13 protein-coding genes are annotated in these 16,223 nt (G+C 69.6%); 4 read left to right on the plus strand and 9 right to left on the minus strand.

The genetic code is table 11. The features are described 5' to 3' along the window. Positions 1–83 precede the first annotated feature (83 nt). Entirely contained in the window at positions 84–863 is a 780-nt protein-coding gene (locus tag HUA74_RS30285; RefSeq protein WP_141641010.1) for an alpha/beta fold hydrolase, read from the plus strand. Between the two features lie 10 nt (positions 864–873). Here the strand turns inward: HUA74_RS30285 and HUA74_RS30290 are convergent, their stop codons facing one another. The 6 genes from HUA74_RS30290 to HUA74_RS30315 form a co-directional block, all read right to left on the minus strand. Continuing rightward, on the minus strand, positions 874–3,048 hold the full coding sequence (locus HUA74_RS30290; RefSeq protein ID WP_174457330.1) for a caspase family protein: 2,175 nt from the start codon (positions 3,046–3,048) through the stop codon (positions 874–876). A gap of 95 nt (positions 3,049–3,143) precedes the next feature. After that, positions 3,144–4,067 carry a hypothetical protein gene (locus HUA74_RS30295; RefSeq protein ID WP_141643603.1) on the minus strand — a complete coding sequence of 308 codons (924 nt, stop codon included), beginning with the start codon at positions 4,065–4,067 and terminating at the stop codon, positions 3,144–3,146. After that, positions 4,067–6,793, minus strand: coding sequence for a TonB-dependent receptor (locus tag HUA74_RS30300; protein ID WP_174457331.1), 2,727 nt, complete (start codon positions 6,791–6,793; stop codon positions 4,067–4,069). The genes HUA74_RS30295 and HUA74_RS30300 overlap by 1 nt, the downstream gene beginning before the upstream one ends. Before the next feature lie 164 nt (positions 6,794–6,957). Then, positions 6,958–7,746 carry an energy transducer TonB gene (locus tag HUA74_RS30305; RefSeq protein WP_141643605.1) on the minus strand — a complete coding sequence of 263 codons (789 nt, stop codon included), beginning with the start codon at positions 7,744–7,746 and terminating at the stop codon, positions 6,958–6,960. Positions 7,747–7,756: 10 nt separating this feature from the next. Beyond that, the gene (locus HUA74_RS30310) at positions 7,757–8,182 is read right to left on the minus strand and encodes a biopolymer transporter ExbD (RefSeq protein WP_141643606.1); all 426 of its coding nucleotides are present in this window, start codon (positions 8,180–8,182) and stop codon (positions 7,757–7,759) included. Between the two features lie 2 nt (positions 8,183–8,184). After that, positions 8,185–8,859, minus strand: coding sequence for a MotA/TolQ/ExbB proton channel family protein (locus HUA74_RS30315; RefSeq protein ID WP_141643607.1), 675 nt, complete (start codon positions 8,857–8,859; stop codon positions 8,185–8,187). A 150-nt stretch (positions 8,860–9,009) separates the two neighbouring features. Here HUA74_RS30315 and HUA74_RS30320 point away from each other — a divergent pair, with 150 nt between their 5' ends. From HUA74_RS30320 to HUA74_RS30330, 3 genes are all read left to right on the plus strand, one after another. After that, positions 9,010–9,819 (plus strand): SDR family oxidoreductase, encoded by an 810-nt coding sequence (locus HUA74_RS30320; protein ID WP_174457332.1) that lies wholly within the window; start codon positions 9,010–9,012, stop codon positions 9,817–9,819. A 132-nt stretch (positions 9,820–9,951) separates the two neighbouring features. Continuing rightward, the gene (locus HUA74_RS30325) at positions 9,952–11,001 is read left to right on the plus strand and encodes a triacylglycerol lipase (protein ID WP_254625311.1); all 1,050 of its coding nucleotides are present in this window, start codon (positions 9,952–9,954) and stop codon (positions 10,999–11,001) included. After that, a complete protein-coding gene (locus tag HUA74_RS30330) occupies positions 10,998–11,330 on the plus strand; it encodes a hypothetical protein (RefSeq protein ID WP_174457333.1) in 333 nt (110 codons plus the stop codon). Before HUA74_RS30325 ends, HUA74_RS30330 begins: the two co-directional genes overlap by 4 nt. On the opposite strand, the gene HUA74_RS30335 is transcribed toward HUA74_RS30330, so the two are convergent. The 3 genes from HUA74_RS30335 to HUA74_RS30345 form a co-directional block, all read right to left on the minus strand. After that, complete coding sequence (locus tag HUA74_RS30335) at positions 11,276–12,370, minus strand: alpha/beta hydrolase family protein (protein ID WP_254625312.1); 1,095 nt, start codon at positions 12,368–12,370, stop codon at positions 11,276–11,278. The two genes, HUA74_RS30330 and HUA74_RS30335, sit on opposite strands and share 55 nt — an antisense overlap. Before the next feature lie 139 nt (positions 12,371–12,509). Further along, positions 12,510–15,050 (minus strand): hypothetical protein, encoded by a 2,541-nt coding sequence (locus HUA74_RS30340; protein WP_371817326.1) that lies wholly within the window; start codon positions 15,048–15,050, stop codon positions 12,510–12,512. Positions 15,051–15,157: 107 nt separating this feature from the next. Beyond that, positions 15,158–16,192: a trypsin-like peptidase domain-containing protein gene (locus HUA74_RS30345; RefSeq protein ID WP_174457335.1), complete on the minus strand. Its 1,035-nt coding sequence runs from the start codon at positions 16,190–16,192 to the stop codon at positions 15,158–15,160. Positions 16,193–16,223 lie beyond the last annotated feature (31 nt).

Consider the following 16,223-nt stretch of genomic DNA (forward strand, 5'->3'; position numbering starts at 1 on the left):
CGTTGAAGAGAAGTTCGCGGTATGAAGCGGCACGGCCCACCCCCAGGTCAATACTCCGGGCCGGCCAGAAAGGCGTGAGTCGCGTGGTCCTCGAGAGCTTCCAGGTCGGTGAGGGGGATGTGCCCACGGTGCTGTTGCACGGTTTCCTTGGCACGGGACGCAACCTGCGCTCCCTGGCGATGGCGTGGAGCGCCGCGGACCCTCGGCGCCGCTTCCTGATGCCGGACCTCACCGGCCACGGCGCCTCTCCCGTCCCACCCCCGAGCGCCGACCTCTACACCCTCGCCCGCGACGTGCTCGACACCGCCCGCGCCCAGGGCTTCACCGGCGCGCTCGACTGGGTGGGCCACTCGCTGGGCGGACGTGTCTCCCTCGCCGCCAGCCTCCACGTCCCCGAGGCCGTCTCCCGCGTGTCGCTGCTCGACATCGCCCCCGGCCCCGTACCCTACGACTTGTCCGACAGCGGCATGGTGCTGGGCATCCTCCTCCAGGCCCCACCCCGCGCGCCGAACCGCAAGGAGATGCGGGCGACGCTCACCGCCAAGGGACTGTCTGATGGACTCGCGGACTGGCTGGTGATGAACTTGGTGGCGGACGGCGACGGCGTGCGCTGGCGCTTCGACCGACAGGCCCTCGCGGAGCTGCACTCGCGCGTGAATGGCACGGACCTGTGGGCCGCGGTGGAGCGCAAGGACCGCCCCCCCATGCGCTGCATCCGGGGAGGCCGCTCGCGCTACGTCTCCGACGCGGAGGCCGCTCGCCTGGAGGCCGCGGGCTGCCCGGTGGCGACGCTCCCGGGCGCGGGCCACTTCGTCCACGTGGACGCGGCGAAGGAGCTGCTGGAGTGGTTGCTGCGCGACTGACGCCCGCGCGTCAGATGCGCACGCCCAGGAACAGGCCGGGCCACATGCGCGTGCCCGTGGGCCCGCGCCCCGTCTGCCACTGCGGCATCCACGTCATCCCCTTGTCCGGGTTGTCGTCCGGCGGCTTGTAGGCATTGAGCGACACACCGCCGAAGAGGGCGAAGCGCCGCTTCAGCTCCCAGCCCACGCTGCCGCGCAGGCGATAGAGGTTGTTCTCCGTGCCGTCACCGAAGAGCTTGGGCTGCCAGCCACCGATGGAGAGGTCGATGTCCGCGTAGTAGCGGTCCGAGTCACCAAAGGGCAGATGCACGCCCACGCCCAACGACGTGACGGTGCGCCAGGAGTCGCCCTCCAGGTCCTTCATGCCGATGCTCGCGAGCACGTGCACCGTGCGGCTGCCGTACTTCACGCCCACGGACAGCGGCGTGACTTCGTCGGACCAGATTTCGAAGGCGATGCGCCCCTTGCGCACCAGGCTGAGCAGACCGATGGGCACCGACACATCATCGGCGATGTTGATGAACCCGAGCTGCACTCCGCTCACGTTGCCCGCGACGTTGATGATGCCCACCTGCGCGCCCGTCACGCTGCCGGCCAGATTGAAGACACCAATCTGCGCGCCCGTGAGGTTCTCCACCATGTTGACGCCGCCCACGAGCTGGAGCCCATGCATGTCCGCGTCCGAGCGGTTTCCCACCGCCGCGAGCTGGAACCCGGAGAACGACCGCTCCGAGTAGTTGATGATGCCCGCCAACTGCCCGCCCGTCGCTCCACCGAAGGCGAGGTTGCCACCCGCCGCCAGTTGGAACCCCAGCGCCTCGCCGCCCGTGACGTTGGCGATGCCCGCCAACTGCACGCCCTCCATCGTCCCGTCCACCCAGCCCAACCCCGCCGCCGCGCCCACCCCTCGGAGCTGGAACGAGCGAACCGCGAGCCCCCCCAGCGCCACGTTGTTGAGGCCACCACCGCCCCACAACGCACTCGTGGACAGCGGCGGCACCAGCGACAGGTTGATGGGCACGGAGGGCATGTCCTCCAGCGCCCCCTCGCGCGCGAGCGGCGCGTCCGACGACACGGTGCCTCCGCGCGCCGCCGTGCGCGTCAGCGTCACCGGAACGAAGTCACCGACGCGCAGCTCCGCGTCACCCTTCGTCCCCACCAGCAGCTCCGCCTCGAAGCGCTGCGTGGGGCGCTCCAGCGTGACGTGGTAGCGCCCGGCCTCCAGGCCCAGCGAGAGCCGTCGCCCCGCGGGCTTCTGCAGCTCCGCCACCAGCTGGTTGCCCCAGTCGCGAACGAAGAGGCGGCCCTGCACGTCCTCCGCCACCCGCAGGCGCGCGCTGGAGCCCCGCAGGTCCGTCATCACCAGGTCGCCACTGCCCGCCAACTGGATGTCATAGGCCGCGTGCTGCGGGCCACCTTGCGAGCGCTCCGTGCGCGCCAGCGTCTCGTGGAAGGCGAACTGATACGCCTCGTGCAGCGTGACTCGTCCATCTCCCGTGGTGTCCGCCGCGCCGCGAAGGCCCGTGACGAGGAAGTGCGTGAAGAAGGACGCGCCGATGGCATCCGACTCCTGCGCCACCTCATCCGCGGAGCTGGAAGCCAGATACGCATGGCCTCGCACCTGCGCGGACATGTCCGTGAGGAATGACGGACGCCGCAGTCCGCCTTTGAAGCGGGTGAGCGCACCGGAGCCGCACGAGTCGAGGATGGCGATGCGCACGTCCACCGGCACCAGGCCCATCAGCTTGCGCAGGTCGCCGTAGGTGACGCGCTCGCCGCGCGGCAACAGGCCATCCGCGTCCGAGTGGCCCGAGTAGTACACCACCAGCTCGCGCCGCACGCCGGGCACGGCCGCGCCCTCCACCAGCGTCTTGAGCCGCTCCAGCGCAGACAGGAGCGCGTCCCGGTCCGCCTCCAACAGCAGCACCCGGTCCGCGGTGGCCACGCCGCCCAGCTCTTCCAGGACGCGCGACATGGCCAGCGCGTCGGAGCCCGCATAGCGCAAGCGCTCGCGCCCGGGCCCGCCTTCACTGGAGCCGACGACGAGCGCGAAGCGGCGCAGCGCCGCGTCAGGCGCCTCCTCGAGCGGAGCGGCCCGAGAGCCCACGCCCCACGCCACCAGCACCCACGCGGCCAGCACGCTGGCCACGCGTCCCCACCCGCGCGCTGTGCTCCGTCTCATCATCCGCTTCCCACCCCGCTCCAGCCCCGGCCCGGCCTCGCGTGAGCACCGGGGGCATACCTCGGATGGCCGCCCCCTTGCGAGCCATCCTCACGACGCTAAGGCGACCAGCGGGCCTTGCGGATGAGCCAGGTGCTGCCTCCTCGCCCGTCCCGCGCCACGGCCCAGAAGGTGACCTCCTGAGCGACGCCGTCCTTCTCGGGAGGCTCCCACTCCACGCGGTGCCGCCCAGGCTCGCCGTTGAAGTCGGCGCCGCCCGTCTCCTCGTCCGGGATTTCTCCCAGCGACACATGCCAGCTGATGGACCAGGCCTCCTTGAGCGACACGGACTCCTGCCGGAACCCGGGCACCACATAGGCCTCCTCCAGGGCGGACACGTCCTCGGCCGTAATCACGAACGGCCCCTGTCCCGTCAACTCGGGCAGCGCCTCCTCCGCCCACGGCTGACCCTCCAGGCGAAGCCCTTGCAGCTCCGGCTGCTGGTTGGGCGCCATGCCGGGCACGAGCGGGCAGGAGAACACCATCAGCTTCTGCGCGTAGATGGCCTCGCTCCCCGCGCTGAGGTTCAGCACCAGCGGCATGCGCAGCCCACCGAAGCCCTCGTAGGGGTCCGCCTGCCGCACCTTGTCCAGCAGCAGCGTGCCGTCCGGCAGCGTGCTCGCACCGGGCCGGATGGGCACCACCAGTTCGCCCGCCGTCGTGGTGCCCTGCGCCAGTTGCACGCGCAGAGCGGTGTTCTCGCAGAGGAAGTCCTCCGGGTCCGCGCAGGCCCACAGGGTGTAGGAGAGGGCGCGCCCCTCGCCCGCGGGGTCCACCACCAGCGCGCGGTAGGACACCTCCTCGGTGAGGACCTCCAGCGCCTCCGCGGTGAGTTCGCACGTCGGAGCCATCAACTCCGGGCGCTCCACGGCGATGCCCAGCACGCGCAGGTCATGCACGATGGACGGCCGGTCATCGGGGTCGACACAGGCGACGGCGCCGAGCGTGAGCAACAGCGCCCCATACTTGAGCCAGGTATTCATCAGAAGCTTCCTTTCACGCCCAGCACGGGGAGGATGGGGATGCCCGGTATCTCCACCTCGTCGCGAAACCGGTAGTCATTGAAGACGAACTCGACGTTCTCCGCGTTGTAGAGGTTCTGCACGTCGAGGTAGAGCGCGAGCGTCCAGTTGTCGAAGCGCCAGCCCTTCTCCACCCGGACGTCGAGCTGATGGAACGTGGAGGTCCGCGCCGAGAGCGAGCGGCCATAGGTGGGCTCGTAGCTGTTCGAGTCCGAGTTGTAGACGTCATGCGGATGCACCAGCGGCGTCGTCGGTCGACCGGTGGTGAGGCGGAAGCGTCCGCCCAGCTCCCAGCCATTGCCCAGCACGTAGTTGGCCACCAGCGTGAGGATGTGCGTCTGGTCCCAGATGCTCAGACCGTAGGTGGCCTCGCTGATGCCTGGAGGACCGTCGTCGCCGAAGGCACCGTCGACCCGGGGCTTGGCGCCCGCGCGACCGTCCTCCGCGTGGCTGAGCGTATACGACAGCCAGCCGTACCACTTGTCCGTCGCGGCGGCGCGGTCCTTCTTCACCATCAACTCCACGCCATAGGCCTTGCCGATGCCCGCGTTGACGAAGCGGTCCTGCGTGAAGCTCCCCTCGTCGGTGGCGCGGACATCACCCGGCGCCACCACGTTCTCGAAGCGGCGGTTGAAGAAGCCGGTGACGTCCACGTTCCACACGTCCCCCAGCTTCTGCTCCACACCGAGGCTCGACTGGAACGCGCGCTGGTAGCCCAGCAGCGGATTGCCGTAGGGGGAGAAGATGAATTGGAAGGTGTCCGCCGGCTGGCTGTAGAGGCCGAGCGAGCCCTTGAGCGAGGTCCGCTCGGTGGCCGCGTAGCGGACCCACAGCCGAGGGTCCAAGAGCAGGTTGCGCGTGCCACCCACCTTCTGGAGGTTGCCACGCACGCCCGGCGTCACGGTGAGCGGGCCCCACTTGAAGTCCGCCTCGGCGAAGAGCGCGCCGTCGAAGCCGTTGATGGTGAGCTTCTCGTGAATGAGCTCCGCGACCGGGTCATTGCCCGGGAAGGGCACGTACTCGGTGCCTTCCGGAGACGGGGCCTGCACGTCCACCTTCACGTGCTCGAAGTAGACATCCAGACCGGTGCGCAGGGTGAGCGTATCGGACAGCTCCAGCGACACCACCTCGCGCGCGCCCAGCGAGTAGATGGAGTCGTTTTCGATGTACTGGCCAAAGCTGATGTCGAAGAAGTCCAGGCCCACGTACGGCGTGAAGACGGTGGTGAGCGGACCCTTGCGGTACGTCCAGTCGCCCTTCACACGGTGGAAGACGGTGTGCGTGTCCAGGGAGATGTCGCGGTTCTCCTCTTCACCACCGGACACCAGGCGCAGCTTGTCGTCGCTGCCGAAGGCCATGATGTAGCCGGTGCTGCGCGCGGCCCCAGGCTCCGGCGTGGAGCCGCGCGGCGCGCCGAAGTCCACTCGCAGCTGGTAGTCCCAGTACACGGGGACGATGGAGAGCGTGCTGCCCTCGTCGTCCGGCAGCACCGCGGGCAGCAGCGTGTCGATGTACGAGCGCCGCGCGGAGGCCGCCACGCTGATGCCCTCGGTGATGGGCGCCTCCACGAAGAAGCCCGCGTCGAGCAGGTCCACCTTCACGGAGCCATGCACCGTGTCCGCGGCGCCCTTGCGCGTGGCCACGTCCACCACACCGCCCACCGCGCGGCCATACTGACTGCCGTAGCCACCCGGGAAGAAGTCGAGCGAGTCGATGAACTCGGCGTTGACCACCGACGGTCCACCGAGCAGGTGGAAGAGGTTGGGGATGCGCACGCCGTCCATCAGCGTCGCCGTCTGGCCCGGGTTGGAGCCGCGCACCAGCAAGTCACCCGAGATGAAGGGCGCGCGCGCCACGCCCGGCAGCGTCTGGAGGACGCGGATGGGGTCACCAAACGTCCCTGGCGTCTTCTGCGCCTCCTCGCGCGTCACCGTGCGGCGGACGACTTCCTTCTTCGGCCGCTCGGAGCGCACCACTGTCTCGAAGGCGCTGCCGGCCGGAGCCAGATAGAAGTTCACCTCCGTCGTCTCGTTCGCCTTCAGCGTCTCCTTCGTCTGGTAGAGCTGATGGCCGGAGGCGATGACGCGCACGGCGCACTCGCCCGGGGGGACCTCCAGGGTGAAGCGGCCGTCCGCGTCGGACACGGCCTCGGCGGCGTCCGCGTCGTCACCGCAGCGCACGGTGGCGCCGGCCACGCGTGAGCGGCTGCCTCGGGAGATGAGCTGACCGGTGAGCGTCGCCTTGGGCGCCTCGGGCTCGGCGGCGACCTGGCCCTCCGTCGGCGGGGGCGCGTTGAGGGTGAAGTGGTAGACGTACTCCACCTGCACCGGCGCGGGCACGCCGTCGACCTCGGCGGGCGAGAAGCGGAACTGGCGCACGGCGGCGATGGCCGCCTCGTCGAAGCCGTGCCCCGCGAGCTCCGCGGACTGCACGTCCGTCACCGCGCCATCCTCGGCGATGGTGATGATGAGGCGCACGGAGGCGGTGAGGCCCTGCGCGAGCGCCTCGGCGGGGTACTGGGCTTGGACCTGCTGCACCAGCTCCGGGGGCTTGGTGATGGTGGGCTGCGCGGCCGGAGGCGACTCGGCGGCGGGGGCTCCAGGTTGAGGTGCCTGGGCGAGCGCCGGAGTCGCCACCCAGAGGGAGGCGGCGGCGAGCGCGACGCGGGCTTTCACGTTCGAGGACATGGGGCTTTCAGGGACAGGGGCGTGAAGAGAGTCGGGCTCCCGACGGCAGAGGGGCGGAGTGAAGGCGTGCAGGAGGAGCCGGCGGGCATGGACGGGCCGTGGATGTGAATGGGGCCCACCGGTGCACTCCCCCGCTCCGACCCTCTCCCGGCGGGAGCGGATGTTCAATCGAGCAGGAACGTATAGGCGTACTTCATCTCCGTGGACACTGCTTCGCCTCCCTTGAAGGCGGGACGGAAGCGGAAGCGGAGGATGGCGGTGCGCGCGGCTTCTTCCAGACCGTGCCCGGGCCCATTCAGCACGCGCGCATTCACCACGCGGCCTTCGGTGTCGATGGTGATGGACAGCGTCACCGTGCCCTCGATTCCCGCGCGGCGTGCCTCATCCGGGTAGGGAATCTTCACCTCGCTGGCGAGCTGCGGCTCACGGTCCACCTGGTAGATGGGCGTGTACTTGGGCGCGCTGTACGCCTTCACCTCTTGCGGCGCCTTGGCCTTCTCGGCGTTGCGACCATAGAGGGTATTGCCCACCGGCGCCGCGAAACCTCCCGCGCTCGTGGTGGAGGACATGGAGATGCCGACCACCAGGGGCGCGGGCTTCGCGCTCGGCGGCGGGGTTTCATTGGGCGGGGGCGGCGCATCCACGGGAGGCGGAGGCAGCGGCCTGGGCGCCTCGGCGACCTTGATGGGCGGGGGCTTCACGCGGACCTTGGGCGGCGGCGGAGGCTCCGGCTTCGGCTCCTCCACCACGGGCGGCGGGGGCGGAGGCGGCTTCGTCACCTCCACCATGACCAACTCCACGGGACGCTGCGGCGCGGGACGCTCCGGCGGGCGGGTGTGCAACACCACCAGCCCCAGCCCGTGCAGCAGGAACGAGCCGGTGACGAAGCCCATGAACAATCCGCTGCCGCCTCGTCGGGGCAGGACACCACTTTCGAGCACGCTCGTACTCATGGCCTTCGCGTCAGCCCCGCGGCGCGGGCGCGACGTCCTTCTCGATGTTGAGCGCGAACTTGGCGATGCCGTGACCCTTCACGGTGTCGATGAGCCGCATCACCTGGCCGTACGCGATGCTCTGGTCGGCGCTGATGATGGCGCGAGTGTCCTTGTCCTTGGCGACGGCCTCGGACACCTTGGTGGACAGCTCGGCTTCGCTCACTGGAGCGCCGTCGAAGTAGAGCTTGCCCTCCTTGTCGAGCACCACGTTGACGAGCCCCTGCACCGTCTCGCCGCCATTGGCCGCGCGGGGCAGGTCCACTTCCACCGTCTCGCGGACGATGAAGTTGGCCGTCACCATGAAGATGATGAGCAGCACCAACACGATGTCCACCAACGGGGTGACGTTGATGCCAGTGATTTCCTCGTCGTCCTGCTGCGAGCCGCCGGCCATGACTAGCGGACCTCCGCGCGCAGGCTGCCGACCAGGGCGTGGCCCAGGGCGTTGGCGCGGCTGGTGAGCGTCTTGAGCTGGCGGTTGAAGATGTTGAAGGCGACGACGGCGGGAATCGCGACGGCCAGGCCCACCGCCGTGGCGACAAGCGCTTCCGAGATGCCGCCCATGACGGTCTGCTGAATCGCCGCGCCCTTCACGCCCGCGGAGCCCAAATCGTGGAACGCCTTGATGATGCCGAGCACCGTGCCGAACAGGCCGATGAAGGGCGCGTTGTTGCCGAGCGTGCCGAGGAAGGAGAGGAAGCGCTCGTACTGGGGGCGCTCGCGAGCCATGGTGGAGGCAATCACCTGCTCAACGGAGTCGGCGCCTTGCTCGGCGGAGGCGAGGCCCTCGCGGATGATGGCGGCCTCCATGCCTCGGCGTCCCTGGATGGCCACGCGCACCGCTTCGAGCTCGCCGCGCGCCAGTCGCACCGCGAGCGACTCCGAGTCCGGGAGGCGATTCCGGGCGAAGTACACCGTGCGCTCCAACATGATGGCGATGGAGAGCACGGAGAGGACGACCAGGATCCACAGCACCCACTCGGCGGACGTCAGTGTGACACCGAGCAGCTTGCTGCTGAGCCAGCCGAGATTCTCGGCTGGGACCTGGGCGATGACCGCGATGGACGACATGGTGTTCGTTCCCCTCTCGAAATGCGTTGGCGCGAACGGAACACCGCGGGTTCCGGAAAGTGTTACCGGGTTTATTTTTCGGAGCGGGCCGCTGTGCGCGGGTGTAGGCCTGGGCGGACGTCCTCGACGCGCTGGGAGTGCGGGGCGACAATGCGGGCCATGCAAGGCAAGAGCGTGGTGGTCACCGGTGCTTCCATGGGCATCGGCGAGGAGCTGTCGGTGGCGCTCGCGGCGCGGGGCGCGAATCTGGTGCTGGCCGCGCGGAGTGAGGACGCCCTCCAGCGGGTGAAGCAGCGGTGCGAGGCGGCGGGCGGGAAGGCCATCGCGGTCGCCACGGACGTGGGGGACCCGGAGGCGTGTCGGCGGATGGTGGACCGCGCGGTGGAGGCGTACGGCGGCGTGGACGTGCTCGTCAACAACGCGGGCATCTCCATGGACGCGCGGTTCGAGGACATCACGGACCTGACGCTCTTCGAGCGGCTGATGCGCATCAACTACCTGGGCGCGGTGTACTGCACGCACCATGCGCTGCCACACCTGAAGGCACGGCGCGGGTTGTTGGTGGCGGTGTCGTCACTGACGGGGAAGACGGGCGTGCCCGCGCGCTCGGGCTATGCGGCGAGCAAGCACGCGATGAATGGGTTCTTCGACTCGCTGCGCGTGGAGTTGATGGGGACGGGCGTGGACGTGACGGTGGTGTGCCCGGGCTTCGTGGCGACGAACGTGCGCGCCAACGCGCTGGGCAAGGACGGCAAGCCGCTGCAGGTGAGCGCGCACGACGAGACGGAAGGCAACATGGACGTGGGCACGTGCGTGTCCATCATCCTGAAGGCCATGGATCAACGTGAGCGCGAGGTGGTGATGACCACCAAGGGCAAGGTGGGTCAGTACCTGAAGCTGTTCACCCCGGGCTTCCTGGACCGCATCGTGTTCAAGGCGATTCAGGAACGGCGGAAGTGAGCGGGGCTACGGGCTGAAGGAGAGGGCTCATCCAGTGGCAAGGACGGCCGCCCTGAGAGGGAGCGTCCCTGCGTCTAGGCCGTGATTCGACTTCCATGACGCATCGTGTCACACTGCGCGTGGAGGTACTGAATGACGACTTCGGAAGGGCCTGAAACCCCAGACTCCGAGCCTGGGTTCCCGGTGGTCTCGTCCTCTCCCGCCGAAGCGGCGCTCCCTGCTCCGCCCAAGCCTCGCGTGGGCAAGGTGGACGTCGCGCTCGGCGTGCTCAACGGCGTGCTGGGCGACTACCTCCACCGACAGAACAACGCGCTCGCCACGCCCATGGGCCTCTACCACGAGGGCCGTCCCCTCCCCGTCGAGCGCGAGGCCCTGCGCGCCGCCCATCCCCAGTCGACAGGACGCGTGGCCCTCTGGGTCCACGGACTCGCCGTCACCGAGGCTGTCTGGGCCTTCCCCACAGAGCCCACCACCGACTACGGCACCCTCCTGGAGCGCGACGCGGGCTTCACCCCTCTCTACCTCCGCTACAACACCGGCCTGCACATCTCCGACAACGGCGAGGCCCTCGCGAACCTCCTGCAACGCCTCATCGCCGAGTTCCCCGTCCCCATCACCGAACTCGTCCTCGTCGGCTACAGCATGGGCGGCCTCGTCCTGCGCAGCGCCTGTCACATCGCCTCCGAGAGCTGCCTGTCCTGGCTCTCCCACGTGCGCCGCTCGTACTCCATCGGCGTGCCCCACTTCGGCAGCCCCCTGGAGCGCATGGGCACCGTCGTCGCCCAGGTGCTCCGCGCCGTGCCCAATCCCTACACGCGTCTGGTCGCCGATGTCGTCGACCTGCGCAGCAGCGGCGTGAAGGACCTGGGCGTCGCGCGACTGCGCCGACAGGACTGGGAAGACACCGCGTCCCCATGCAAGCCCTTGCTCCCTCCGCCGGGTATCGCCCACCACCTCATCGTCGGGGCGCTCGGCCAGCAGGGACAGTGGCTGTCCGCCATGTTCGGTGACGGCGTCGTCTCCCTGGCGAGCGCTTCCGGCCGCACCGGCCCGCGTGATACGAGCCCGCTGTTCCCGCCGGAAAACGTCAAGGTGGTCGCAGGTATCGACCACGTCACCCTCGCCCACCACGCGGATGTCTACGCGCGGCTCCGCGAATCGCTCGCAGTGGAGGCCTCATGACTCGCCTACGTGGTGTGAAGGACCTGGTACACGATGCCGTCGAGCAGGGCGCCATGGCGGTGGAGCGCATCCACCGCTCCAGCGCCGCGAAGCCCTTCGAGGTGCTGCGGTTGATTCCCACGCTCGACGCACCCGTGGGCGCCCTGCAATCCCTCCATGACGCCGCCCTCTCCGGCACGTATGGAATGGTCCGCTGGGTCAACCGCGCCGTCGACGGGACGCTGGACGTCGCCCTGGACCTCTTCGAGCAACGCCAGCTCTCCCAGACGGAACTTCAGGGTCCGTCGAGCACCGACAACATCCTCGGCAGCACGTCGAAGAACGCGTAGTTCCAGCAGCTGAAGTTGTGGCCGCCGTCGCAGCCGAACGGCTTCTGCCCCGGCAGGGGGCGGCCATACATCTCGTAGTGGTGCGGCACCCCCGCGCCGTTGAGCGCGTGGTGGAAGCGGTCCGTCGATGCTCCCGGAACACGCTCCAGCACATCTCCATCCCACGTGCCCGAACCCGCGTAGAGCGCCACCGCCACGCCCCGTAGCCCCGCCGCGCGCCCCAGCGGATTGTTCATGTTCCACGCCTGGTCGAACGGCCAGAACGGCGAGCCAAACGGGCCGTCCGAGTTCTGGAGCCACCGCGTGGCCTCCTCGGTGATGAGCGCGCGGATGCCCGAGTCCCCCAGGTCCAGCGCCCCGGAGAAGCTGGCCACATAGGCGAACAGGTCCGGCCGCCGCGCCGCGTAGCTGATGGCCCCAAAGCCTCCCATCGACAGGCCGGCAATCGCCCGCCCCTTCTTGTACGCGAGCGTGCGCAGGTTCTGGTCCACCCACGGAATCAACTGGTTCAGGTGGAACTCCTCCCACGCCTGATTCACCCCGCGAGGAAAGACCCAGTTCGTGTACCAACCCACCTTGCCACCGTCCGGCATGATGGTGATGACCGGCATGTTCTCCGTAATCGCATACGCCGCACCGAACTCCACCCACTGCGCGGAGTTCGCTCCAGCGCCTCCATGCAGCAGGTACACGACGGGATAGCGCAAGCCCGGGTTCTGCTCGTAGCCCGTGGGCAACAACACACGGACATGGTGACGCGGGTCATAGACGGCGTTGAGCGAGACGAGCGCCGTGGAAATCTCCACGTCGATGAGCCGGTCCGTGATGGGCCGCACCGCATGCACGGTGATGCCATGGCCCGAGCCGAAGAACGGAGCCAGACTCGCCTCCAGCGTGGAGACCGCCGCGTCTTCCTCCGCATGAGCCATCTGGGGCGCGCCGCCCACCCAGACGGCGACCAGGGCAAGCGCGCTCACCACCGTGGAACGCCAGGACACCGCCGAGCAACGGACAGGGGGGACTGCCTTGTCTTTGGACATACGCCCACCACTAGGGATTCAACTCAAATCGCGCAAGTCCCCAGGAATGACAAATCAACCCGAGCCATGACAGCCATTGCGGCGCCGTCATAAATTGCCGCCCAGACCCGGCCTCTCGAGCCGGGCATGACGCGGGCGCTCAGGAACCGCCGCCCCCATCACTCGCGCCGCCCCGCCGCTCCACGCGCGTCAACAGGCCGGAGAGGCCCTCGAAGCTGGCATTGCCCACCTGGTGCAGTCCGAAGCCCCAGAGGAACGCCGTCATGCCCGCGCCGAAGCCTCCCCACGTCGGAGAGAAGACGTTGAGGAGCTGGAGTCCCAGCACCACCGCCACGCCCGTCAGCAGCACCAGCAGCGCCAGCTCCACCAGCCACAGATGACGCGGCGAAGGCAGCGGCATGCCCTCCAGCGCGCCGAGCCCACCCGCGGAATCCGCGTCGTCATCGCCCGGAGCCTCCGGCAGCGACGGCAGGCTGCCTCCCGTGGGCGCGCTGGCCGAGGGCACCTCTGGCGCGGAGGCCGCATTGGCCAACAGCGACTCCCTCCCCGCGGGAATCCCCATCCTGCCGCTCATGCTGGCGCTCTGTGGACTCGGGTAGCTCTGGAGCGCCAGCCGCGCCTTGTCCGCCTTGTAGTCCGCGTCCTGCAGCGTCTCCGGCGTCAGCGCCAGCTGAGCCTCGTTCAGCAGCGAGTCGATGTGCCCCAGCTCATGCAGCTCGGAATCCGCGGTGGCCTCGCTTCGCTTGCGCGCCACCTCCTCGCGCAGCCCGTCGATGCGCTTGCGCACCTGGCCCGTCTGCGCGTGATGAAGGATGTCGCGTGCCTCGCGGTACTTCGCGGCGGCCTCGTGTGGAGACTCCGCCGCCAGCGCCAGCATCGCCTCGCGCAGCTTCGCCTCCGCGTTGTCCAGCTCCGCCTTCTGCGCATCGCTGGCCGTGCTCCGCGCCTCCTCCAGTGCTCCACGAAGCTCCAGCAGGAGCCGCCGCACGTAGTGCGCATACGCGCCCTGGTACAACCGGAAGCCGTCGTCCACGCTGACATCCGCACGGGCCCGCGCCTGCTTCAGCCGCTCCTTCACGTCCGTGGTGAGCTCGCGCCACTCCTCCAGCGAGAAGCCCCGGGGATTGCGCGGCGAGGCCACCGCCAGCGACAGCTCCGCGCAGAGGACGTCGAAGTAGGAGCGACGGGCCATCTCGAACTGCTGCCGCGCGGTCGCCAGGTCTCCCTGGTCCAGCCGCGCGCGCACGTCCTGGAGCAGCGGCAACAGCTCGTACATCAGCCGGAAGCCCAGGCTGTCATCCCCCAGCTTCTGCGCCAGCGCGCGCGCCTGCGTCTCCAGCTCCGCCAGCTTCGCCTTCAGCCCCGCCCGCGCCAGCTCCTCCACGTTCTGCCCGCGCAGCGCCTTGAGCTGTTCCTCCAGTCGCTCCGTCGGCACCTTCCCGATGCGAAGCGACGTCTCCGCCTCGTCCAGCAGCGTGCTCGCCTGCGCAGGCCGCAACTCCCGGGGCAGCGCCTGGAGCTCGCGCGTCCCGGTGCACCACGCCTCATACAGCCGCAGCTCCGGCTCCACTCGGGCCAGCTCCGCCTCCGCCACCCGGCCTCCTCGCAACGGCCCACGAATCCGGGAGACGAGCGAGTCGATGCGCGCGCGCACCTCCAGCCCCACCCGCCGGGTCTCCTCGTCCTGACCATTGAGCAGCACCGCCGCGCGCCGCCGCAGCGCCTGCGCCCGCTGGAGCTGCTGCGCCCGGGGCCGGATGTTCTGCGTGTACAGGCGCACGCCGTACGACGACACCGCGCCCGCCGCGATGAGCAACGCTCCCCACAGCCACGGCGTCCTCACCCAGACGGTGAAGGGCTGCTCCACCGCCACTCCCTGCGGCACCGCCATCCGCACCGTGCCCGTGTACTCGCCCGGCCCGTCCAACCCACGCAGGTGCAACAACAGCGTGCCGCTGCCATTCGCCGGCACCAGCACCGAGTCGACCGCGGCCGACAGCTCCAGGTCCTTGCCGCCCTTCCCGCCGCCCTCCAGCGAGAAGCTGGCGCCGTCGAAGCGCGGCTGCACCAGCGTCGCCCCCAGGTCCGGGGCCTTGTGCTGGAGCTGGAGCAACCGGGGCGCGGCCACCTTCCCCGTCACGCCCGCCGTCTCCTTGAAGGGCAGCCGCACCGTCGCATCCACCGTGCCCAGGCCCCAGCCCGACGAGGCCACCGCGGGCGACGTCGCCACGAACTGCACCACCGGCACCGCCTGCGTCCGCGTGACGATGAGCGCCGTCGTCTCGCGCCCACCCGCATGCACCAGCACCAGTTGCCCCGTGTAGTCCCCCGCCGTCGGCAGCTTTCCGCTCACCTCCAGGTGCAGCGGGGCCCTCGCGGAGATGGACGGCGAGTTGGACACCGCCGTGCCCGCGTCCTCGGAGCCTGCCTCGCGCACGACGGCCGTCAGCGTCACCTGGGAGCCGTCACTTGCCTGCAGTGGGTCCACCAGCACCGTCACGCCGCCGGGGAGCGCCTCCTCCACGCCCGCGTCACCCGGAGGCGGCGACAGCAGGTCCACACGCAGCACCGTCCGGAAGTCCTCGGACGTCGTGCGCAGCTTCACCTCGTTGCTGGCCGTGGCGCCGGCCACGCGCAGCCGCGTCTGCGCCAGCGCGACGCTCGACGCAGTGAGCACCACGAGCAACACCAGGCGCGGGAGGCCCTGACCACGGCGGCGGCAACGGGCATCGAGGACGAACATCCACCGACGATAACAGGCGCGTCCCCCGCCTCCAGTTCACACCCTCACTCCCAGCCCAGGAGCGCCTTCACCTCCGGGGACAGGCCGCGGCGGATGGTGTCCGTGGGAATGCCCTCGTTGTGTCCCGTGGCGGACGGCAGGCGCGGTCCTCCGCTGTGATGCAACGCGGCCAGCCGCAAGTCCTGGGTGAAACACGGCGCGCCCGAGGACCCCGGGCTCGTGGAGGTCCGATAGGACACACGCGTGCGTGACGCGTTGACGGACAGGAACTCGTCCAGCACCACGCTCATCGGCTGTCCCTCCGGGTGCTGGACGATGAGCGCCAGGCTTCCCACGACGAAGGGCACCTCCTCCTCGGGCAGCTCCAGCCAGCCCCGGGGCTCGCCCTCCACCCGCTCGTCGCCCGGCGCGCCCTCCACCTGGAGGAAGGCGTAGTCCAATTCGTCCACCGTCGCCTCGCGGGGCCGGGGGTGCATCAGGTCCGCGGGACTGTACGAACTGCGCGCGATGCACCGCTTCACCGCGTAGCGTGTCCCCGGCTGGAGCAACGTCCGGTCCGGCAACACCTTGTGGTCGAAGCGCACGCGCAGCGACTCCAGGAGCCGGTTCTCGATGACGTGGAAGTTGGTGAGCACCACGTCGCGCGACACCAGGAACCCCGTGCCCAGGGACGCGCCCAACACCGGCTCCACCCGGCACACGCGCCGCTCTATCGCGGCCAGTCTCCGGCGCCACCCATCCGCGCCGCCGGCCTCGCTCCAGGCACCGACGATGCGCTCCAGGCTGCGCCGCGGAATGCTCCGCTGCACCGAGGCGAGATAGCCCTGCATGAAGCGATGCAGCCGCGGATGGCGCGGATGGGCACCGTGCATGCCCGTCACGAGCTCCCGCGTCCAGCCTTCCGACTCCGCGCGATGGATGAGTCCCGACGCCCGCTCCCTCGGGCCGCCCGTGGGAACGAGCGCTTCCAAATCCCGGTGGCACACCGAGGCCACCACCCGGCGAAGGTCCTCCACCGAGGGAAACGCCCCCAGCATCGCCAACAGCAACTCGTCTCTCTCCGCGCCGTCGAGCTCCATGGTGTCACCCGTGAAGAACCACTGACGAAGC

This window comes from Myxococcus sp. CA051A, assembly GCF_013336705.1.
In the GTDB taxonomy this organism is placed as follows: Bacteria; Myxococcota; Myxococcia; order Myxococcales; family Myxococcaceae; genus Myxococcus; species Myxococcus llanfairpwllgwyngyllgogerychwyrndrobwllllantysiliogogogochensis.